The following is a 21,379-nucleotide window of genomic DNA, read 5'->3' on the forward strand; positions in this document are numbered from 1 at the left end:
GCAACGCGCCCCTGAACTGCCCCGAACTCTGGTCTTTTGCAAGCGTCGGGGAAGCGGGCAGGTCAGCCGATCCACAAGGCGGCGGCCAGACCCAGCGCGGCGATCAGGCCAAAAGCCGCGCCGCCCTGCGCCAGCGGCGCCAGCCCCAGCGAGCGCAGCCGGTCGAAGCGGGTGGTCAGTCCCAGCCCGGCCAGCGCCGCCGACAGCAAAACCGGGGTGATCAGCGCCGTGGTCTCGCGCAAGGGCAGGGGCAGCAGACCGGCCGAGTTCAGAAGCACCAGCGCGATGAAGACCCACAGGAATCCCGGCACACCCGGGCCTTTTTCCCCTGCGGGCCCCTTTGCGACCGCGCCGTGGCTTCGGGCCAGGACCGCGATCACCCCTGCCAGCATCAGCACCCGGCCCAGCTTCATCGCCAGCGCGGCCTGGCCCGACGTCTCGCCCCCTGCAAAGCCCGCGCCGACGGCCTGCGCGACCTCGTGCAGCGACAGCCCGGCCCACAGGCCCGCCTGAACCGGCGTCAGGCCCAGCAGGCCGGCGGCCAGCGGGATCGCGAACAGGCCCAGCGTTCCCCACAGCGTGATCGTTGCCACGGCATAGCTGACGACCTCGACCCGCGCGCGGATCACGCCATTGGCCCCGGCGATGGCCGAGGCGCCGCAAACCGCGCTGCCGGTGGCGATCAGCAGCGACAGGTCCGGGGCCACGCCCAGACGGCGGCCGATGGCATGGCTTGCGGGCAAGGTCAGCGCCACGGCGGTCAGGATCGCCACGCCGCCGCCGATCCCGAAGGCGCCCAGATCCCCAAGCGTGATCTGCGCACCCAGAAGCGCCACCGCGCCGCGCATCAGCCCTTTGCCCGCAAAGGCGATACCGGGCTGCGCCGCGTCGGACGGCGCGCGCAGATTGGCCAGCGCCATGCCCAGAAGGATCGCCACGATCACCGGGCTCAGGGCGTGCAGGCCCGGCAACAGGCGCAGCGCGAAGGCCAGCGCCGTCACCCCGGCGACCAGGGCCAGCCCGGGCGCCAGAGGCAGCAGGCTCTTGCGGGGGATATGGGGCAGGGCGGCAGACATCCGGATTCCTCGGTCGGGCGCGTCGAAGGGAAGATAGAGCGGACCGAAAAATCATTCCAACCGAATGTTTTTCATGAAATGATCGGATTGATCGATCAATTGGCCCATCCCGTGACCCTTGAACAATTGCGCATCTTCCTGGCCGTGGCCCGGCACGAGCATGTCACCCGCGCCGCGAAGCAGCTCAACCTGACGCAATCGGCGGTCAGCGCGGCGCTTGCCGCGCTGGAAGCGCAGCATGGCGTGGCACTGTTCGATCGCGTCGGGCGGGGTATCGCGCTGAACGAGGCCGGGCGGGGTTTCCTGCCCCGCGCGGCCGAAGTTCTGCGCCGCGCCGAAGAGGCGAGGCGCTGGCTTGCCGATCTGCGCGGGGGCGAAACCGGGACCCTGCGTCTGCAGGCCAGCCAGACCGTCGCCAGCTACGCCCTGCCGCGCCACCTGATGCGGTTCCGTGCCCGTCACCCCGGCATCGCGCTGAGCTTCCGGCAGGGCAATACGGCGCAGGTTCTGGCTGCATTGCGCGCGGGCGAGGCCGATCTGGGGCTGGTCGAAGGTCGGATCGACGGCGCCGAATTCGAAACCGAGGTGATCGGCGAGGACCGGCTGCTCTTGCTGACGGCGCCCGATCACCCGTGGCAGCACCGCGCGCCGGGGCCTGCCGATCTGGCGCAGGGCGACTGGGTCCTGCGCGAGCCGGGATCGGGCACGCGCGCGCAATTCGACGCCGAGATGCAGGCGCTGGGCGTGGCGATCCTTCCGGTGCTGGAATTGCCGTCGAACGAGGCCTGCATCGCGGCGGTGGAAACCGGGCATGGCGCGACCGTGCTGTCGGCGCTGGCTGCCGCGCCGCACCTGGAGCGCGGCCATGTCCGCGCGGCGTCGCTGGCCTTTCCCCGACGGCTGTTCCACGCGGTCACGCACCGCGCCCGCCACCGCAGCCGTGCCGCGTCCGCCTTTCTGGACCTGCTGCGCGACGGGTGAGTCGCTGTTCCCCGTCCCCCGCGTTGGGAGTCCCGTCCGGCGACCCGACGACCCGGCGCCACGGCATCGCCGCCCACCGTTTCGGGGCGCCGAAGCCCTTCCCTATCGGCCAAGTGCCGTTTCCCAGGCGTAGAGGAAATCGCGGCGTTTGATCTCGTCGAGATAGGTCAACAGGCCGGGTGTCAGCCGGACCGGAAGAAAGGTTCCGATATGGTTGCGGACCTGACGCTCGATCTGGGTCCCTGGCGCGCGTGTCGGGATCAGCGGCAGCAACGGCGTCCGATCGGCAAGGATGCCTTGGCCTTCGCGGGACAGAAGGAAGCCGATGAACGCGGCCGCCAGATCCGCATTCCGGGCGCCCGTCGGGACGCGGCGACATCTTCCTTGGTCAGTACCCGGCCCATGTTGCGGATCAGGATCTCCAGCAACTGCACTTCGCGTGCACATCTGTCTTTCGCGGTCACCGATCATGGCGCGTTTCGTGGCCCGGTCGCTGATCAGCGAACCGGCGCTGAAAGTGTTGCCGGCATCGCCTGCCCGCCTTCGCAACGATCGGACAACCTCGTAGCCGCTGCGCCCGGTCAGCTTCACACGAAGAACGGTGTCGACCTTGAGACGCCGAAAAAGCTCGTTCGCTTTGTTCCCGTCGCGGTCGACCCTATGCTCTCGGCACCCTTGTGCCGATCAATCTGAACTTCGTTCTGGGCGGGGCTACCCGGGCCAGATCCGGGGCGGCACGCGTTTTGGCGCGGGGCTTCCGACCGTGCAGGAAAAAAAGGGTTCGCGCAGTGCTATGCGCGAACCCTTTTCGGATCAGGTGTCGAGGTCGGATCAGGCGTCGAGATTCTCGACGCTCAGCGCGTTTTTCTGGATGAATTCGCGCCGCGGTTCGACGATGTCGCCCATCAGCTTCGAGAAGATGTCATCGGCTTCGGCCACATCGTCGATCTTGACCTGCAACAGCGTGCGCGCCTCGGGGTCCAGCGTGGTTTCCCAAAGCTGGTTGGGGTTCATTTCGCCCAGACCCTTGTAGCGCTGCAGCGACAGCCCGCGCTCGCCCTCTTCCAGCATCGCGTTCAGCAGGTCGGTCGGGCCATAGATCGTCTGGTGACGTTCGCGCCGGACCAGCGACGAGGCATTGGTGTAGACGCCGCGCGTGTCCTCGGACACGCGGGCCAGGCGCCGCGCCTCGCCCGAGCGCAGGACAGCACCGTCCAGCGTGCGGATCTCTTCGACCCCGCGCAGGATCCGCGACAGCTTGATGCCGTGATCCTGCGTGATGCGCCCGGTCCAGCCGCGTTCGTATTCCTTGGCCACCATGTCCAGCCGCGCGGCGACATTGTCGGCCACGGCCTGCAGGTCGGCATCGACCTTGCCCGGATCGAAGGCGCCGGCAATCGCTGCCTGTTCCAGGATGTTGCGCGGGTAATGCGTGGGGAAGGCGTCGAGCACGCGCTTGAAGGCGCGCGCGGCCTCGACCACGCGGTACAGGTCCTGCCCGGCCAGCTCTTCGCCCGATTTCAGCCGCAGCACGGCGCCGTCGATGCCCTGCTGGATCAGGTAATCTTCCAGCGCCGGCACGTCCTTCAGATAGACCTCGGACTTGCCGCGCGACACTTTGTAGAGCGGCGGCTGGGCGATATAGAGGTGCCCCGCCTCGATCAGCTGCGGCATCTGCCGGAAGAAGAACGTCAGCAACAGCGTGCGGATATGCGCGCCGTCGACATCGGCGTCGGTCATGATGACGATCTTGTGGTAGCGCAGCTTGTTCAGGTCGAACTCGTCGCGGCCGATCCCGGTGCCCATCGCGGTGATCAGCGTACCGATCTCCTGGCTGCTGAGCATCCGGTCGAAGCGCGCGCGTTCCACGTTCAGGATCTTGCCGCGCAGGGGCAGCACCGCCTGGTTCTGGCGCGAGCGACCCTGCTTGGCCGAACCGCCGGCCGAGTCACCCTCGACAAGGAACAACTCGGATTTCGACGGATCGCGTTCCTGGCAATCGGCCAGCTTGCCGGGCAGCGACGCCACGTCCAGCGCTGTCTTGCGCCGCGTCAGGTCGCGGGCCTTGCGGGCCGCTTCGCGCGCCAAGGCCGCCTCGATGATCTTGCCGACGATCTGCCGCGCGGGACCGGGGTTTTCTTCAAACCATTCCGACAGCTTTTCGTTGACCAGATTCTCGACTGCCGGACGCACCTCGGACGAGACCAGCTTGTCCTTGGTCTGCGAGCTGAATTTCGGATCGGGCACTTTCACCGACAGCACGCAGGTCAGCCCTTCGCGCGCGTCGTCGCCGGAAAAGGCGATCTTTTCCTTCTTGGCGATGCCGCTTTCCTGCGCGTAGCGGGTGATCGTGCGGGTCAGCGCGCCGCGGAAACCCGCCATGTGGGTGCCGCCGTCGCGCTGCGGGATGTTGTTGGTGAAGGGCAGCACGTTTTCGTGGTAGCTGTCGTTCCACCACATCGCCACTTCGACGCCAATGCCGTCCTTCTCGCCGTCGATGAAGATCGGCTCGGGCATGACCGGCTGTTTCGAGCGGTCGAGGAAACGCACGAATTCCCGCACGCCGCCTTCATAGCAGAACTCGGTTTTCAGCGGTTCCGCGGGGCGCTCGTCTTCCAGCACGATATGCACGCCGCTGTTGAGAAAGGCGAGCTCGCGCAGGCGGTTTTCCAGCGTCTTGAACACGTAGTCCAGATTGCTGAACGTGCCGTCCGGGCGGTGCGTCTTGGCCGAGGCCAGGAAGCGCACCTCGGTGCCCTTCTCGCCCTCTTTCGCCGGTCCCATCTCGGTCAGGTGTTCGACCGTTTCGCCGTTTTCGAACCGCGCTTTCCATTCCTTGCCGCCGCGCCAGATGCGCAGTTCCAGCCAGTCGCTGAGCGCGTTCACCACCGACACGCCGACGCCGTGCAGACCGCCCGACACCTTGTAGCTGTTTTGGTCGAACTTCCCTCCTGCGTGCAGCTGGGTCATGATGACCTCGGCCGCCGAGACGCCCTCTTCCGCGTGGATATCGGTGGGAATGCCGCGCCCGTTATCGCGCACCGAGACGCTGGAATCGGCGTGAATCTTCACATGGACCGAGGTCGCATGCCCTGCCAGCGCTTCGTCGATGCCGTTATCGACGACCTCGTACACCATGTGGTGCAGGCCCGAGCCGTCGTCCGTGTCACCGATATACATCCCCGGGCGTTTGCGCACGGCATCCAGGCCCTTGAGAACCTTGATGGAATCGGCGCCATATTCCTCGCGCGGAGCGGCTTGTGCGGTCATGGAGTGTGTCCGTCCTTGTTGCCCCCCGTCGATAGCGGATTCCGGGGGTATTGTCACGCTTCGGACACAAGATTTAGCGCGGTTTGAGCGGGTCCTGCCCTATCCGCGCGCCAACCGCGCGATCGCCATCGGCACCCCGTCCTCGCCGCGCCACTCCACCACCAGCGCGCCGTCGGTGCCCATGCGCAGAAACAGCCCCAGCCCGTCGATGCAATGCTCGTGCCCGGTGACGATCTGTTCATGCCCGGCGGCGGAGAAAAACGCGAAGGGTTCAAGCCCCGTCTGGAAGCGCCAGCGCGCGGTGCAGGGGGCCTCGCCGGGATAGAAGGCTACGCCGCTGTCCGCGTCCAGATCGATATCGATCCGCCATGCCGTCCCTCCGCGTTGCGATCCCTCGCCGCTCCATTGTCCCTGCAGGTCCGTAGGGATGGTCTGCGCGCTCAGGGGCGCGGCGGCGAGCAACAGAAGGGCAAGAAGGGCGCGCATCGAAAGGCTCCGGCGGGGGTGGGGATCAGAGCGCCATGCTGACGCGGGGCCCCGTCTGCGTCAAGCGCGCCACAGCCGCACGGGCGCTTTCGGGGCGCGTGTGATCAGCCGCTTGGCTTCCAGATCCAGCTGGACGCATTTCATCCACCAGCCGACTTTCTCGCCGCCGGGAAACAGATCCCCGGGCAGGTGCGCGACCATGGCCGCCTGTGCCTCGCGCGGGGTCATGCCGGGCGCGCTGTCAGGCAGAACCGCCATCAGCGCCGCGCGCGCAGCCTCGTATTTCGCGCGGTCGACCCGCGTGGTGCGGCCCGGGGAATTGACGTTCTCGACCTCGATCTTCTCGTTCATTGGGTAACCTCCAAGGGGGGCATCGGTTCGAGCGGAAAGCGCCGGAACCCGGTCGCTGCCCAGGACAGCAGCAATTTCCCCATGAACCGCGCCGTCTGCCGTTTCGCGCCGGGAATGCCGTCATCGGGCAGCGGGCCATCGACGTCCATCAGCATCGTCCGCAATTCGGGCGGAGGCGGGGCGTCGAAGCGCGCAGCATAAAGCGACAGCCAGTGCCCGCCGGGAAAGTTCAGGTATAGCGGGCTGTTGCAGCACACGGCCACCACCCGCCGCGACCCCTTGGGTGAGAGCCGGTGTTCGCGCAGATGCCCGGCCCCGCGAAGAACCGTCACCCGGTCCTTTCGCCACATCACGTAAGGCGTGCCGCCATGGGCATCCGCGACGGGCACCGCCCCGGGCAACGCCGCCAGCTCGGCCCCGGCTGTACGGCACGAGGTGCAATGGCAGGTGGCGGTCATGATCGGGCCGCCGGTCAGTTCCAGCGCGGTGTCGCCGCAGCGGCAGGTGATCGTGCTCATGTCTCTCTCCCGAAAATCAGCGCGACATAGCGGGTCAGATGGTCGATCGCCTCGCGCGCCGCCGCCTCGCCGCCGCCGGCCTTGGCCATGACGAAGGCGCCCTGCAGGACCGCCTGCGTATGCCGCGCAAGGCTGGGCGCATCGGGCGCATTGATCCCGCCCGCGGCCATCGCGGCAGCGATATCGGCCTCCAGCGTCGCGGCATGGCCGAAGATCGCGGCGCCGCAGGCGTCGGCGATGGCGGGGTGGGTGGCGTGCACTTCCTCGGCCATGGTGCCGGCCAGACAGGTCCATTCCCAGAGCGCGCCACCGATCAGCGCGCGGCGAAAGGCCAGATAGGCGAAGACGCGGTCCAGCGGATCCTCGGGCGCGTGATACGGCGCCGAGGCAAACAGCGCGCCCGTGGAACGGCCCCAGAACTCGGCCGCGGCCACGCCCAGCGCTTCCTTGCTGGCGAAATGGTGAAAGAACGCGCCTTTGGTCACGCCTGCGCGGACGCAGATCTCGTCAACGCTGGTCGCGGCATAACCCTTGGCGCGGATCACGTCGCGCGCGGCCTCAAGGATGCGAAGACGGGCGGCGCCGCGCTCGGGGGATTGTCTTGTGGGCCGGGGCATGGCGTGACCATACCATCCGGTCGGTATTCAGGCAAGCGCCCCGTCGGAATCGAGCGGCCAGAACGGGTTATGCGCCACCTCCCAGACATGCCCGTCGGGATCGGCGTAATAGCCCGAATACCCGCCCCAGAACACCGCCTCGGGGGCCTTCAGCGGTGTCGCGCCGCAATCCAGCGCCCGCGCATAAGCGGCATCCACGGCCTCGCGGCTGTCGAAATTCTGCGCCAGTGTCACGGCGCCGGTCCCAAGGGCGGCGCCCGGCCGGCCCTGATCCTCGGCCAGCGATTCCAGTCCGAACAATCCCAGCTTCATGCCGCCCAGATCGTAGAACACCACGCCCGGCGCGTCCTCTTCCGGCTGCCAGCCCAGCGCAGCGTAGAACGCCTTGGCCCTCTCCAGATCCGCCACGCCCAGCGTGACAAGGGTGATGCGCTGCGCCTTCATGCCAGCTCCTCTTCGTGCAGACGGGAATTGCCCTGATCCTCGGTCACGCGGAACACCTGCGCGCGGGCGCCCAGCGGCGTGAAAAGCTCCGGCCCGGTCCCGGTCAGGAATGCCTGCGCCCCAAGCGCGCAGATCGCGTCGTAAAGCGCCGCGCGCCGGGCGTCATCGAGATGCGCGGCCACCTCGTCCAGCAGCAGAAGCGGGGCATGGCCGACCTCGGCATGAAGCGCGCGCGCATGAGCCAGAACGGTCGAGATCAGCAGCGCCTTCTGCTCGCCGGTCGAGCATTGCGCGGCGGGCCATCCCCGCGCGGCCCAGATCGCCGACAGATCGGCGCGATGCGGCCCGATCAGGCTGCGCCCGGCCGCCATATCGCGCCGCCGCCCCTCGGCCAGCGCCGAGGCCAGGTCTTCGGGACTGTCATCGGCCAGCGTCAGCTCGGGTTGCGGAAAGGGGCTGTCCGTATCCACGGCGCCCGCCAGCCGCGCCAGCGCGGCGCGACGATTGTCGCGCATCGCGCCACCCGCTTCGGCCATCCGCGCCTCCAAGGCCCCGTACCAGCGCGGATCGGTGACGCCGTCGCGCAGCAGCCGGTTGCGCTGCCGCATGGCCTTTTCATAGGCCAGCGCGACCTCGGCATGATCGGGCACGAAGCCCAGCACCAGCCGGTCCAGGAACCGCCGCCGCCCCTCGGCCGCCTCGATCCAAAGCCGGTCCATCGCAGGGGTGAGCCACAGCATCGGCACCAGCCGGCCCAGACCGGATTGCGGCGCCGCCTTGCCGTCGATGCGGACCTGTCGCGGCTGCCCGGGCGCGGCGCCGGTCTCGATCTCGTGCGCGGTGCCGTCGCGCCCGATCTCGCCCTCGATCTTCCAGCCCAGACCGGCAGGTTGCGCGCCCAGCTCGTCCCCCGACGCGCGCCGCAGGCCCCGGCCGGGCGACAACAACGACACGGCTTCCAGAAGATTGGTCTTCCCCGCCCCGTTCGCGCCGAACAGAACCACGGGCCGCCCGTCGAACGCCACCTCGGTTCGCGGATGCGAACGGAAGCGCGACAGGGTGAGGCGGGTCAGGCGCAGGGACATGCGAAAGGGTTACGGAACAATCCCCGGCGCCGCAAGGAACCCCGGCACCCGGGGGATCCTCCCCCGGACCCCCTGGGATATTTGAGGAACAAAGACGGCGGAGGTTAACGAAGGGTCAAGGCCCGCGTCTTTGTTCTCCAAGTATCCTCGGGGGGTGAGGCCGAATGGCCGAGGGGGGCAGACAGCCCCCTCTCAACCCGTCCATCCTGTGCGGCGCGCGTCAGACGCGCATCGGCATCACGACATAGACCGCCGAGGTATCCGATCCCTCGCGCACCAGCGCCGGTTCGCCCGAGGAATTGAACATGAAGACCGCGTTCTCGCGGTCGATCTGGCTGGCGATTTCCAGCAGGTATTTCGCGTTGAAGCCGATCTCGAGATGCTCGTCGCCATAAGCCACGACCAGTTCTTCCTCGGCGGTGCCGCTGTCGGGAGCGTTGACGCTGAGCGTGAGCTTGTCCTCGTCGAGGATCAGCTTCACCGCGCGCGACCGCTCGGACGACACCGTCGCCACCCGGTCCACGGCTTTCGAGAAATCGCTGGCATCGACTTCCAGCCGCTTGGTGTTGCCCGCCGGGATGACGCGCGAATAATCGGGGAAGGTGCCGTCGATCACCTTCGAGGTCAGCGCGATTTCCGGCGTAGCGAAGCGCACCTTGGTTTCGCTGACCGAGATGGCGATGTCGGCTTCGTCGTCGTCGAGCAGCTTGCGCAGCTCGTTCACCGTCTTGCGCGGCACGATCACGCCGGGCATGCCGGCCGCGTCTTCGGGCAGCGCCGCGTCGATACGGGCCAGCCGGTGGCCGTCGGTCGCCACGCAGCGCAGGGCGCGGCCATTCTCGGTTTCGGCCACATGCATGTAGACGCCGTTCAGGTAATAGCGCGTCTCTTCGGTCGAGATGGCGAATTTCGATTTCTCGAACAGCCGCTTCAGATCGCCCGCCTTGGCCGAGAAATTCGTCTGGTATTCCGACGAGGCCATGACCGGGAAATCCTCGCGCGGGAGGGTCGCCAGCGAGAAGGTCGAGCGCCCGGCTTCGACCGTCAGCCGCCCGGTGCGCTGATCGTCGGTCAGCGAGACCAGCGCGCCATCGGGCAGCTTGCGCACGATCTCGTGCAGCATCACCGCCGAGACCGTCGTCGCGCCCGCGCGCTCGACCATGGCGGCGGTGCGGTCGACCACCTCGATATCCAGATCGGTGGCGCGGAAGCTGACCGTCGCATCCTCGGCCTCGATCAGCACATTGGCCAGGATCGGGATCGTGTTGCGACGCTCGACCACCGACTGGGCCTGTGACACGGCCTTCAGCAGCGTTGCGCGTTCGATGCTGATCTTCATCGTCGATCCCTCCGACACGTCAGGCCGGTCCCGGCAGGCGCCGGTCCGGCCATTTTACTCTTTGTGTGTTTGTTTGCGTGGGTTTGACAGCAAGGTCAAGGTTCACGCGCTGTTCTTGGGTCCCGTGGGCTCAGCTTTCCAGCAGGCGGCGCAGAAGGTCCAGATCCTCGGCCAGCTGCGAATCCGTGCCGCGCAGTTCCTCGACCTTGCGCACACCGTGCAGGATGGTCGTGTGATCGCGACCGCCAAAACGGCGCCCGATCTCGGGCAGCGAGCGGGTGGTCATGTGCTTGGCCAGATACATCGCGATCTGCCGGGGGCGGGCGATGGTGCGCAGCCGCTTCGGCCCGATCATGTCGGACAGGCGGATATTGTAGTGATCCGCCACCTTGCGCTGGATTTCCTCGACCGTGACCTTGCGATCCGAGGTGCGCAGGATATCGGCCAGCGCGTCCTGCGCCATGTCGAGCGTGATCTCGCGACCCAGAAGCGAGGCCAGCGCGAAAAGCCGGGTCAGCGCGCCTTCGAGCACGCGCACATTGGTGGTGATCCGGTGGGCGAGGAATTCCAGCACGTCGGGCGCAATCGACACGTCGCCGTAATTGGCGCGGTTCAGGTCGGCCTTTTGCTGCAGGATACCCAGCCGAAGCTCGTAATCCGTGGGGTGCAGATCGACGACCAGCCCCGATTGCAGGCGGCTCTTGATGCGGTCTTCGAGATCCTTGATCTCGCCCGGCGCGCGGTCGGCCGAGATGACGATCTGCTTGTTCTGGTCGATCAGCGCGTTGAACGTGTGGAAGAATTCTTCCTGCGTCGATTCCTTGCCGGCGATGAACTGCACGTCGTCGACCATCAGGATATCGACCGAGCGGAACAGCGACTTGAAGTCCATGATCTGCTTTTCGCGCAGGGCCTGCACGAAGCGGTACATGAATTGCTCGGCGCTGAGATACAGCACGCGGGCCTCGGGGTTGCGCTGCTGCAATTCCCAGGCGATCGCGTGCATGAGGTGGGTCTTGCCCAGCCCCACGCCGCCGTACAGGAACAGCGGGTTGAACGTGACCGAGGCGCCTTCGGCCACCCGGCGCGCGGCGGCATGGGCCAGCGCGTTGGGCTTGCCGACGACGAAATTGTCGAAGGTATAGCGCTGATCGAGCGGCGCGCCGGGCAGTTCATCGCCCGGAACCGCGCTCGCAGCGGCGCTGGCCGCGGGGTGCGGTGCGGTATCCGGCGCCTCGGCGCTGTCCGCGGCCTGCGGCTGGGCGGCGCGCTGGCTTTTCGGCACGACGCGGATCTGCACGCGGTGCAGGCCGGCGCCTTCGCTGTTCAGCGCCCGCTGGATATGATCTGCGAAATTCCGGTCGACCCAGTTGGCGATGAAATTCGTCGGCGCATCGATGACGGCGACGCCGTCGCGGATATCGGCCAGCTCGAGCGGCGCGATCCAGGTGATGAAATTGTGGTCGCCGACCGTCTCACGAAGCTTACTGCGTACTTTGCCCCACGCGTTCTTTGTCATTCTGTCCCGACCCATTCCACGCCCGGGGCGTGGCCGTTTTTTTCATTATTGTATCGCCCGGTATTTCCGGTCGACGGATCGCGAAACAAAAGTCCCGCCCGGCCCGCGCTGCAGGTCGGTGGTCTAAGGGGACATGCTGTCAGGTGGCAGCCCGACCCTTTGACGCGCGTCTGGACAGCCGGGTGGCAGCCCCGGCCATCGGAACGCGCGCTCAGGAAAAACCCCCCCAGGGCTTTGTGAATCGCAAGGGCACGCTAGCAAGGCGCGGGGCGCGGGGACAAGGACTAGATCGGGCTTGACAGGCAGCGGGTCCGAAGGAATCGCGCTGGGCGTAGTTTTCCTGCCACACTTGGTCTGTCGCACGCCGGAGCAGAACCAAAAAAGCGCACCGGCCGGTGCGCTTTTTCAAGGATTTACAAAATGTTAAATCCGGTCCGGGCGTCGGCTCAGGCGTTCAGGGCCTTCACGCGCGACGACAGGCGCGACATTTTGCGCGAGGCGGTGTTCTTGTGCAGAACGCCCTTGGTGACACCGCGCATCAGTTCGGGCTGGGCGGCATCCAGAGCGGCTTTGGCGGCAGCGGCATCGCCCGAGGCGATCGCTTCTTCGACCTTGCGCAGGTAGGTGCGGATGCGCGAGCGGCGGGCTTTGTTGACGGCGAAGCGGACTTCCGACTGACGGGCGCGCTTCTTGGACTGGGGCGTATTGGCCATGGGTTCGGGCTCTTTCGGGTCTGTGACAATATCGTTGCGCCCAGACCCACCGATCCGTTGAGACATCGTCTCGGGATCAGGTCGATTCCTGCCTTAAGCGGGCCCACGCGCATGTGGGGGCAGGCCATACGGCAAAAGCGGCCGGTTGAAAAGCCCGAATCGCCCCCGCCTGACCGACGCGGCGGATCACTTGTCGCGGAATTGCGGCTCGCGTTTTTCCAGGAAGGCATCCATGCCCTCTTTCTGATCCTCGGTCGAGAACAGCGCGTGGAACACCCGGCGTTCGTACAGCAGACCTTCGCGCAGGGTGGTTTCGTAGCTGCGGTTCACCGCCTCTTTCACCACCTTGGTGGCAATGCCCGATTTCGACGCGATCTTCTGCGCCGCCGCCTGCGCTTCCTCCAGAAGCTTCTTGGTTGGCACCACGCGGCTGACCAGCCCCGACCGCTCGGCCTCTTCGGCATCCATGAAGCGGCCGGTCAGGTGCATGTCCATCGCCTTGGACTTGCCGACGAAGCGCGTCAGGCGCTGGGTGCCGCCGATCCCGGCCACGACGCCCAGGTTGATCTCGGGCTGGCCGAACTTGGCATTCTCGGCGGCGATGATGAAGTCGCACATCATCGCCAGTTCGCAGCCGCCGCCCAGCGCATAGCCCGCGACCGCAGCGATGATCGGCTTGCGCACCGAAAGCAGCATCTCGGTTTCGGGCGTGAAGAAATCGCTTTCGAACATGTCGACGAAGCTTTTCGACGCCATCTCGCTGATATCGGCACCGGCGGCGAAGGCTTTCTCCGACCCGGTCAGCACGATGGCGCGGACTTTCTCGTTCTTGTCGGCGGCTTTCAGCGCCTCGGCCAGTTCGCCCAGCAATTGCGAGTTCAGGGCGTTCAGCGCTTCGGGGCGGTTCAGCTTGATCGTCGCGACATGCTGCGCGACTTCGACGACAATCGTTTCATAGGCCATGAGGTGTCCCTGACATTGTCCCGGGGCCGGGGGGCCCGGCCGGTATTCCCGACGTGTCTACCAGCCCTTGGGGAGGGATCAAGGACTCTCTGCCCGGCCTAACGCTGACAGCGCGGGCAGAAATATGTCGAGCGTCCGCCCTGCACGATGCGCCGGATCGTTCCGTCGCAGCCGGCGGTGGGGCAGGGCGCGCCCTCGCGGTCATAGGCGCGGAACGTATGCTGGAAATAGCCCAGCTCGCCATCGGCCTGCCGGTAGTCGCGCAGGCTGGATCCGCCCGCTTCGATCGCCTCTTGCAGGACCTGCCGGATTGTCACGGCCAGCAGCTCGATCCGCGCCCGGCCGATCCGTCCGCCCGCGCGTTCGGGATGAATGCCCGCGCGGTGCAGGGCCTCGCAGACATAGATATTGCCCAGCCCCGCCACCAGCTTCTGATCCAGAAGCAGCGCCTTGATCGGACCTTTGCGCCCCTTCAGACGCGCGGCCAGAAGATCGGCGTTGAAGGCGTTGCCCAGCGGTTCGGGGCCCAGCGCGGCCAGCAGCGGATGTTCCTCGGCCCGCGCGGTGTCGATCAGGTCCATCGCGCCGAAACGCCGGGCATCGTTGAACGTCACCCGCGCGCCGCCCTCCATGTCGAAGACGACATGATCGTGTTTCAGCGTCAGGGGATGGGCGTGGTGAAACTCGCCCGGCACATAGGCTTCGGCCAGTCCCGACACGGTCATGCGTCCGCTCATGCCCAGATGGATGATGAGCGTCTCGCCAATGTCGAGATCGGCGAGGATGTATTTCGACCGCCGCCGCAGACGCTCGACCCGCGCGCCGGTCAGACGCTCGGCCATGCGTTCGGGCAGCGGCCAGCGCAGATCGGGCCGGCGCACATCGGCCTGCAGGATGCGCTTTCTCTCCATCGCGGGAACAAGGCCGCGACGCACGGTTTCCACCTCGGGCAGTTCAGGCAATGGTGACTCCGGGTCGCAGGGCTGGGGCGGGGGCTTGGATTGTGAGGGCCGCCATCCTCGGCTAAGGAAGAGCCAGGCGCAAGATCGGCGCACAGGATCAGGGGACCCGCATGAGCCCGGACAACCGCACGACGCATTTCGGCTTCCAGACCGTGGACGAGGATCAGAAGGCCGGCATGGTGCATGGCGTCTTCTCGTCGGTGGCGTCGAAATACGATGTCATGAACGACCTGATGAGCATGGGCATCCACCGTGTCTGGAAAGATGCGCTGATGGATTGGCTGGCGCCGCGGCCGGGCCAGCACCTGCTGGACGTGGCGGGCGGCACCGGCGACGTCGCGTTTCGCTTCCTGGGCCGGGCGGGCGATACCGCGCGGGCGACCGTGCTCGACATGACCGCGGCGATGCTCGAAGAGGGCCGCAAACGCGCCGAGGCCGAACGCCTGGCCGACCGGCTCGACTGGGTCGTGGGCGACGCCATGGCGCTGCCCTTCGAAGCCAACAGTTTCGACGTCTACACGATCAGCTTCGGCATCCGGAACGTCACCCGCATTCCCGATGCGCTGAAGGAAGCCCACCGCGTGCTGAAACCCGGCGGGCGGCTGGTGGTGCTGGAATTCAGTCAGATCCCCAACGAAATGATGCAGAAGGTCTACGACCTCTATTCCTTCAACGTGATTCCGCGCATGGGGCAGATGGTGGCGGGCGACCGCGACAGCTACCAGTATCTTGTCGAATCGATCCGCAAATTCCCGGATCAGGAGACCTTTGCCGCGATGATCCGCGCCGCGGGCTTCGAGCAGGTGAAATACCGCAACCTGACGATGGGCATCGCCGCCCTGCATTCGGGGTGGAAGATCTGACGTGAGGGGGCCGCACAATCTCTGGCGCCTGATCCGCACCGGCGCCACGTTCGAGCGCACGGGGGCCATGCGCAGCGCGCTGGAAGCGATGAACGTGCCGCCGCGGCTGCGCTTTGTCGCCCGCGTGATGGGCTGGCCCTTTGCATGGCTGGGGCACAAGGGCGATCCGTCGCTGCCGCCGGTGACGCGCGCGATCACCGCGCTGGGCCCGGCCTATATCAAGTTCGGTCAGATCCTGTCGACGCGCCCCGATATCGTGGGCTTCGAAATGGCGAACCAGTTGCGCTATCTGCAGGATCAGCTGCCGCCCTTCCCCACCGAACAGGCCCGCGCCACGGTCGAGGCCGAGCTGGAACAGCCGGTCGATGCGCTGTTCTCGGAATTCTCGGCCCCCGTCGCCGCCGCCTCGATCGCGCAGGTGCACCGGGCGCGGGTGCGCGAGACCGGCGAAGAGGTCGCGGTCAAGGTGCTGCGCCCGGGCATCGTCAAAGCCTTCCGCCGGGATATCGACGCCTTCTATTTCGCCGCCGGGATGATCGAGCGTCTGCTGCCCTCGACCCGCCGGCTGCGCCCGACCGACGTGATCGCGCATTTCGAAGGCGTGGTCATGGGCGAGCTGGACCTGCGGCTGGAAACCGCCGCCGCCGCCGAGTTCGCGGCCAATACCGAAGACGATGCGGGCTTTCGGGTGCCGCGCCCGGTCTGGGACCTGTCGGGCCGCTCGGTGATGACGCTGGGCTGGGCCGAGGGCGTGTCGCTGGGCGACAACGACGCCATCGACGCGCTGGGCGTCGACCGCACCGAACTGGGCGAGCGGGTGCTCGAGCTGTTCCTCAAACACGCGCTGCGCGACGGCTATTTCCACGCCGACATGCATCAGGGCAACCTGAAGGTCGGCGCCGGGGGCGAGATCATCGCCTATGATTTCGGTATCATGGGCCAGATCGACGAGTATACCCGACGGGTCTATGCCGAGATCCTCTACGGCTTCATCCGCAAGGATTATCGCCGCGTCGCCGAGGTGCATTTCGAGGCGGGCTATGTCCCCGCCGACCGCGATGTCGAGGAATTCGCCCGCGCCCTGCGCTCGGTCGGCGAGCCCATTTTCGGCATGGAGGCCAGCCGGATCTCGATGGCGCGGCTGCTCAATTACCTGTTCGAAGTGACCGAGCGTTTCGGCATGGAAACCCGCACCGAGCTTATTCTCCTGCAGCGCACCATGGTCGTGGTCGAGGGCGTCGCGCGCTCGCTCAACCCGTCGATCAATATCTGGCGCGTGGCCCAGCCGGTGGTCGAGGATTACATCCGCAAATCGCTGGGCCCGGCCGCGCTGATGCGCGACCTGGGGCGCGCGGCGATGGTCTTGTCGCGCTTCGGCCCGCATCTGCCCGGGGCGGTCGAAGCGGCGCTGATCCGCGTCCGCCAGCCGCAGACCCCGCCACCGGCGCGGCTGTCGCTCGCGCCTGTCGCGTGGTTCATTGCCGGCGCGGCGGTGACCTGGGCGGTTCTGGTGACCGTGCTGCTGGTCTGAGATCCTCGGGGTCTGTGGCGCCGGCCCTTCCGCTTGGGAATGGCCGCGGCAAACGGGGGTGTTTCGCCCTCGTGCAAGGTGTCTCCGCCACCTGGCCCTCGCGCGACCGGGCGCGCCGCTGTCGCGGCGCGCATCGGGACGGCACCGCCCGGCGCGCGAAACCGCCGGCGGCTTGATCCGGCGAAAGGCGACGGTCCGGCGGATATGCCCGCTGTTGTCTCGCCCGTCGCGTGGCCCGGGTCTTCGTGCGGGGCGTTGCCGCGGGGCCGCGATGTTTCGCCATGAGGCCGGGTTGTGACACCTTCCTTAAACACCCATAGGTCTGCCCCAACCGATACTCGGGCGGGGCAAGCAACCACGGGTGTTGCGCATCGGGATATCGCCACGGCAGACCGGATCGCCTGCCTCGCCTGCAGAAAGGCTGAAGAGGACGGGACTACACCCCTGATCGGGCCTATCCTGAACCCGGCCAACATGGCGCCCGGGCGCAGGTGCCGCCAAACGGCGCCCGGTCTATGGCATTTCGGCCTCAGATGGATCGGCCGGGCGGCGCAGGCCCGTGACCATCGCACTTTCGACGAACAATCCCCCGGGCAAGACCAGCATGGTGACCCCGTCCTGATAACGCGCTTCGAGAATCGGGATATAGGCGGCGACGGGCTGGGTATCGAGCTCTTCTCCATCGAGCCGCGATTCGATTTCGAAGCGATAGGTTCCGTCGGGCAGCGTATTGCCCTGGGCATCCTGTCCGTCCCAGAGATAGCTCTGTGTTTCCGGGCCGATGCTGCGGCTGTCGACGATTTCGTCATTGTCGTTGCGCACGATCAGCAACACCTCGTCCGCGCCCAGGGCCGGGTCGGGGGTAAGTTCGATCGGCGTGCCGCTGAAATGCGCGCCGCCGTAGATCCGCGCTTCCATCCCCACCCAGCCGCCGAGATCGGACAACCCGGTCTGGCCGATCATCGTCGCCAGAAGCTGGTTGGTATAGGTCTGTTGCTCGACCCCGGCAAAGGTGGCGAGTTGGACCGCGAAATCCGACGCTTCCATCGGGTTGAGCGGGTCCTGGTTCTGCATCTGCGTGGTCAGCATCTGCAGGAAGGTGACGAAGTCGGATTGACCGGGAGAGCTGCCTCCCTGCGCGTTGCCGGCGAAGTTTCCAAAGCTCGAATCGATTTCCATCCTGTCCTCTCAGAGCCGAAGGTCGAGGTGATCCAGCGCCCGGGCCGGTGCCGCAGCCGTTGTCGGCCGATCGGGTGGCGCGGGTTCCGCCAGAGCCCGTGGCCCGGCATCGTCCGGCTGCGATTGCGGGGGCCGATCCTGGAAGTGACCCGCGTCACCGCCAGAGAAATGCAGCGACAGGGCGTCATGGCCAAGGGATCGCAGATCCTGTTCCAGAAGCGCGATGTGGCGCCGCATCAGGTCCAGCGTTTCGGGCCGGTCGGCATGCACCATGAGCACGCTTGCGGCCTCGTGGTTCACGAGGGTGAGCCGGACGTGGCCCAGTTCTTCGGGGTCGAGCGTAAGGGAAAAGCCGCCGGGGCCGGACAGGCCCGGATGCTGGATTTGTGCCGCAATCTGCTGGCCGATCCGCTGGGCCTGCGCGACGGGTGCGAGGGAGGGCGCGGTCTGAGGGCTCGCATGCGGGATCGCGGCCCGGCTGTCACCGGGTGTCTCGGTACGCGCGGACGGCTCGAACCTGTCGGGTAGGATATCGACCGGAGCGTCGGGCAAAGAGGAAGCGGCGGGCGGCGAAGACAGGGTTGGTGACGGGGTGGAGGGTCCGGCGGCAGGAGGCGCGGCGTTCGCCATCGTTCGGAGCGGCTCCGCAAGCCTGGTCGGCTCTGGCTTGACCGATTCCGGCGCGTAGGGGGCAGGCGATTCCGACGCCGTCAGCCGGGGGGCGAGATCTGGCGCCGAATGTGGGGTGCGAGCGGGCTTTGGCGCGACCAAGATCGGTGATGCAGGATGCGCGGTCGCGACCATCGGGGGCGTTGGTCCGGAAGTTGCCGACACCGGCGCTTCGGTTACGCGCGCGGAGGTCAGGGTGCGCACCTGATCCGGCGTGACGGCGATGGGACCCGAGGCGGGCACGGCGGTCCCAGTCCCGCGCGGCGATTCCGGCGGAACAGCCATCGGGATTGCGACGGCCAGCTCGGGCGCGCGCTGGGGGCGAGAAGATCGTGACGCCAGAGGCGCAAGGGAAAGGCTCGGGTCGGGCAGGGTGCTGTCCCGACGGGGCTTATTCGGTCCCGGCGCATTCGATGGCGCAATCGGAGCCGCATAAAGGATGTCGGACGCCGGGTTCGGCTGCCCGGCACGCGGGAGGGCGCCGGCCGCGTCGGCGGACGCAGAGAGCTGCAAGGTCATCTTGCTTTCGGGCGCTGAAGCGGCGGGCATGACCGGAGCGGCGCCCCCCGTCTGCCGTAGCTCGGCGGTAAAGGGGAGGTCAGCCGCTGCCCGCGCGGCCGCTGCGTCGGTCATGGGTACAAAGGCTGCCGGGCTTTCCCGCGAAAGGGCGGGCGCTGTGCTGCCGGAAGATGGCAATTCGGACCGCGCGACGGCGCGTGCCGGCATGACGGGCTCTGAGACCCGGGCAAGCGACAGCGCCGGCGCGGGGGCCTGTGGTCCGGACAGGTTTGGGGTCGGCGCGGTGATTTCGGAAACGGTCTCGGCGGCTTGAGGTGTCACGTGCGACCCTGCGTGCAGGACAGGTGTCATCCCCGCATGGGCCTCGGGCTTGGCGGATTCCGGTGAAGGGGGTGCTGTCCCGGCGCCCATGTACGCCTGCTGCACCGGCACCGTCGCGACAGGCGTGTCGGCGTCAGCCGTGGCCCTATCTCCGCGGAGAACGGGCTCATCACTTGACGTCGCCGCCGGATTGTTCATTCCGGCGTGGTTCGCCGCACCCATCACCGTTTGGCCGATGGGTGCGCTGAAGGGTTCGCGCCCCGCTGGATGCGCGGGGCTTTCATCATCGCCACCCAGTCCCGGCGTTGCGGGAACGCCCGGCGTGCGGCTGGCCCCGCTGACGGCGCGCCCCTCGGCCACGCCACCGGCCTGGCCCGGGGAAAGCGCGACCAGCCCGCCCTCCCGCGGCGCGTCGATCGGTCGGGGCGGCGTCGCGATTCCGGGAGGCGCATCGCGGCGCGGAACAGTGTCCAACGGCGCCGCCTGCAAGGCGAATCGTGCCCGCAGCAGCGCGGCGCTTGCCGACGCTTCCGCACTGATCAGGGTTGCGGGGGCACGGGTCGCCGTAGGCAAAGGCATCGCCGGCTCGGCAGGGGGGACACGCGCGGGCGTGTCGGGCAGCGTGGCTTCGGTCACCGGATCGGGATCGGGGGACCAGCCGGCGCTCGTGGCCGGAAGGCCCGGCGCTGGCTGTGCCGGCGCTCGCGGCGCGTCGATCGGCGCATCCGCGACCCCGTTCTGTGCTCGCGTCGTATCCGCCGCGATCGGGATCCCGGCGTCGGGATCCGGCATCGGCATTTCGCGCGCGGCGGGCGGAATGTCGTCGGGAATGGCCGTCAGGTCGACAGGGCTCAGCTCGCCCGAAGCGGGAATGCCGGTCGATTGGCGCTCGTCTTCACCAGCCCCGTCAGCGGGAGGAGGCGCCTCGACAACGGGGCGCTCGGCAGCGATCGAGCCGTCCTCCGCGCCCGTATCACCGCCGCGAATCACCGGGCCCGTCCGCGCCGCGGGCTGTGGCGCGACATCCGAGGCGGAACCGCGAAGATTGGCCAGAACCGTCCGGAAACCCAGCGTTTCCTGCAGGCCGGTGGCAGAGGGCGGCGCGGCGCGTGGCGTGGGAATCGCGGTGAAGACAGGGTCGAAAGACGGGACTTGGCGCATTCTTGGCCTCCGGTTTGGGTAAGCCAGCAATAGCAGTCGGTGGTTACCGCTTCTTTACCGCCAGCCCGCATCCTGAGGGCCGATCCAAAGGAGAGGACTATGACGCAACCCCTGACCCCCCTCCCCGTCGCGTCCGCGGCGATGCCGCCCCGATCCCAGCCCGAAGCGACCCGCCCCGATCCGGCGATTCGCCGCAGCGCCGAGGCGCTCGAGGCAAGTTTCCTGGCCGAAATGTTCAAAAGCGCCGGACTTTTCCGCCCGACCGAGGCTTTGGACGGCGGCGGAGAGGGCGAGCAGCATTTCGCATCGTTCCTTGCCGACGAACAGGCGCGCGCGATCGTCGCGCGTGGCGGGATCGGATTGGCCGACGCCATCGAATCGAGCCTGCGGTTGCGGGCGGGGCTGACGCCGCAAGCACCGTCAGGCACGACGGAGACGCGGGCATGAGTCGCAAGGATCTGCGCCGGCTTGCGGCGATTCTCACGCAGGAGCGACGGGCGCTCGTGCAAGGCGATATCGGCCGGCTGGAAAGCCTGGCCCTGCGCAAGGTCGCGATTCTCGACCGGGTCGAGCGATCGCAGGGAGCGCTTGCGCGCGCCGATGCGGGTCTCGCGCGGATCGTCCAGCGGGCGGCGGACCGCAACGCGTCCCTGTTCGAAGCGGCGATCGCCGGCATCAAGGACGCGCGCGCTTTGATCAGGCGCGCGAAAACGGGAGGATCGGGCAAGACCTACGCGCGCGACGGCGTCCGGGCCGATCTGAACCCGCCGGCGGGCAGCCTGCACCGGCGTGCGTGAAAGGATGGCGGATAA

General features: G+C 67.5%; 21 protein-coding genes. 5 read left to right on the forward strand and 16 right to left on the reverse strand.

What is annotated here, in order from left to right:
- Nucleotides 1-62: 62 nt before the first annotated feature.
- Nucleotides 63-1,076, reverse strand: coding sequence for a YeiH family protein (locus C4N9_RS02480; RefSeq protein WP_109531686.1), 1,014 nt, complete (start codon nt 1,074-1,076; stop codon nt 63-65).
- 87 nt (nt 1,077-1,163) lie between these two features.
- Between C4N9_RS02480 and C4N9_RS02485 the strand changes: the two genes are divergently transcribed.
- On the forward strand, nt 1,164-2,057 hold the full coding sequence (locus C4N9_RS02485) for a LysR family transcriptional regulator (protein WP_245902427.1): 894 nt from the start codon (nt 1,164-1,166) through the stop codon (nt 2,055-2,057).
- Between the two features lie 102 nt (nt 2,058-2,159).
- On the opposite strand, the gene C4N9_RS02490 is transcribed toward C4N9_RS02485, so the two are convergent.
- The 13 genes from C4N9_RS02490 to mutM all read right to left on the reverse strand — a co-directional run bounded on the left by C4N9_RS02490 (nt 2,160) and on the right by mutM (nt 14,324).
- On the reverse strand, nt 2,160-2,648 hold the full coding sequence (locus tag C4N9_RS02490) for a hypothetical protein (RefSeq protein ID WP_109531687.1): 489 nt from the start codon (nt 2,646-2,648) through the stop codon (nt 2,160-2,162).
- Nucleotides 2,649-2,888: 240 nt separating this feature from the next.
- Nucleotides 2,889-5,327, reverse strand: a complete 2,439-nt coding sequence (gene gyrB, locus C4N9_RS02495; protein ID WP_109531688.1) for a DNA topoisomerase (ATP-hydrolyzing) subunit B — start codon at nt 5,325-5,327, stop codon at nt 2,889-2,891.
- 99 nt (nt 5,328-5,426) lie between these two features.
- The gene (locus C4N9_RS02500; protein ID WP_109531689.1) at nt 5,427-5,813 is read right to left on the reverse strand and encodes a hypothetical protein; all 387 of its coding nucleotides are present in this window, start codon (nt 5,811-5,813) and stop codon (nt 5,427-5,429) included.
- Between the two features lie 60 nt (nt 5,814-5,873).
- A complete protein-coding gene (locus C4N9_RS02505) occupies nt 5,874-6,164 on the reverse strand; it encodes a DUF6958 family protein (protein WP_109531690.1) in 291 nt (96 codons plus the stop codon).
- Nucleotides 6,161-6,682, reverse strand: a complete 522-nt coding sequence (locus C4N9_RS02510) for a GFA family protein (RefSeq protein ID WP_109531691.1) — start codon at nt 6,680-6,682, stop codon at nt 6,161-6,163. The genes C4N9_RS02505 and C4N9_RS02510 overlap by 4 nt, the downstream gene beginning before the upstream one ends.
- Nucleotides 6,679-7,299, reverse strand: a complete 621-nt coding sequence (locus C4N9_RS02515; RefSeq protein ID WP_109531692.1) for a TetR/AcrR family transcriptional regulator — start codon at nt 7,297-7,299, stop codon at nt 6,679-6,681. The genes C4N9_RS02510 and C4N9_RS02515 overlap by 4 nt, the downstream gene beginning before the upstream one ends.
- Nucleotides 7,300-7,326: 27 nt before the next feature.
- Nucleotides 7,327-7,743, reverse strand: a complete 417-nt coding sequence (locus tag C4N9_RS02520) for a VOC family protein (RefSeq protein WP_109531693.1) — start codon at nt 7,741-7,743, stop codon at nt 7,327-7,329.
- Nucleotides 7,740-8,828 (reverse strand): DNA replication/repair protein RecF, encoded by a 1,089-nt coding sequence (gene recF, locus C4N9_RS02525; RefSeq protein WP_109531694.1) that lies wholly within the window; start codon nt 8,826-8,828, stop codon nt 7,740-7,742. The genes C4N9_RS02520 and recF overlap by 4 nt, the downstream gene beginning before the upstream one ends.
- Before the next feature lie 220 nt (nt 8,829-9,048).
- Complete coding sequence (dnaN, locus tag C4N9_RS02530; protein WP_109531695.1) at nt 9,049-10,167, reverse strand: DNA polymerase III subunit beta; 1,119 nt, start codon at nt 10,165-10,167, stop codon at nt 9,049-9,051.
- Nucleotides 10,168-10,297: 130 nt separating this feature from the next.
- The gene (gene dnaA / locus C4N9_RS02535; protein ID WP_109531696.1) at nt 10,298-11,686 is read right to left on the reverse strand and encodes a chromosomal replication initiator protein DnaA; all 1,389 of its coding nucleotides are present in this window, start codon (nt 11,684-11,686) and stop codon (nt 10,298-10,300) included.
- A gap of 446 nt (nt 11,687-12,132) precedes the next feature.
- Nucleotides 12,133-12,399, reverse strand: a complete 267-nt coding sequence (gene rpsT / locus C4N9_RS02540; RefSeq protein ID WP_109531697.1) for a 30S ribosomal protein S20 — start codon at nt 12,397-12,399, stop codon at nt 12,133-12,135.
- A 186-nt stretch (nt 12,400-12,585) separates the two neighbouring features.
- Nucleotides 12,586-13,362 (reverse strand): enoyl-CoA hydratase, encoded by a 777-nt coding sequence (locus C4N9_RS02545; RefSeq protein WP_109531698.1) that lies wholly within the window; start codon nt 13,360-13,362, stop codon nt 12,586-12,588.
- 98 nt (nt 13,363-13,460) lie between these two features.
- The gene (mutM, locus tag C4N9_RS02550; RefSeq protein WP_109531699.1) at nt 13,461-14,324 is read right to left on the reverse strand and encodes a bifunctional DNA-formamidopyrimidine glycosylase/DNA-(apurinic or apyrimidinic site) lyase; all 864 of its coding nucleotides are present in this window, start codon (nt 14,322-14,324) and stop codon (nt 13,461-13,463) included.
- A gap of 110 nt (nt 14,325-14,434) precedes the next feature.
- Between mutM and ubiE the strand changes: the two genes are divergently transcribed.
- Both ubiE and ubiB read left to right on the forward strand, forming a co-directional pair.
- The gene (gene ubiE, locus C4N9_RS02555) at nt 14,435-15,187 is read left to right on the forward strand and encodes a bifunctional demethylmenaquinone methyltransferase/2-methoxy-6-polyprenyl-1,4-benzoquinol methylase UbiE (protein ID WP_109531700.1); all 753 of its coding nucleotides are present in this window, start codon (nt 14,435-14,437) and stop codon (nt 15,185-15,187) included.
- A 1-nt stretch (nt 15,188) separates the two neighbouring features.
- Nucleotides 15,189-16,718, forward strand: a complete 1,530-nt coding sequence (ubiB, locus tag C4N9_RS02560; protein ID WP_109531701.1) for a 2-polyprenylphenol 6-hydroxylase — start codon at nt 15,189-15,191, stop codon at nt 16,716-16,718.
- Nucleotides 16,719-17,231: 513 nt separating this feature from the next.
- Here ubiB and C4N9_RS02565 read toward each other — a convergent pair.
- The gene (locus C4N9_RS02565; protein ID WP_109531702.1) at nt 17,232-17,897 is read right to left on the reverse strand and encodes a flagellar hook capping FlgD N-terminal domain-containing protein; all 666 of its coding nucleotides are present in this window, start codon (nt 17,895-17,897) and stop codon (nt 17,232-17,234) included.
- 9 nt (nt 17,898-17,906) lie between these two features.
- Complete coding sequence (locus C4N9_RS02570; protein WP_109531703.1) at nt 17,907-20,567, reverse strand: flagellar hook-length control protein FliK; 2,661 nt, start codon at nt 20,565-20,567, stop codon at nt 17,907-17,909.
- A 99-nt stretch (nt 20,568-20,666) separates the two neighbouring features.
- Between C4N9_RS02570 and C4N9_RS02575 the strand changes: the two genes are divergently transcribed.
- Entirely contained in the window at nt 20,667-21,014 is a 348-nt protein-coding gene (locus tag C4N9_RS02575) for a rod-binding protein (protein ID WP_210403954.1), read from the forward strand.
- Nucleotides 21,011-21,364, forward strand: a complete 354-nt coding sequence (locus C4N9_RS02580) for a hypothetical protein (RefSeq protein ID WP_109531704.1) — start codon at nt 21,011-21,013, stop codon at nt 21,362-21,364. Before C4N9_RS02575 ends, C4N9_RS02580 begins: the two co-directional genes overlap by 4 nt.
- Nucleotides 21,365-21,379 lie beyond the last annotated feature (15 nt).

It is taken from the genome of Pararhodobacter marinus (assembly GCF_003122215.1).
Lineage (GTDB): Bacteria > Pseudomonadota > Alphaproteobacteria > Rhodobacterales > Rhodobacteraceae > Pararhodobacter > Pararhodobacter marinus.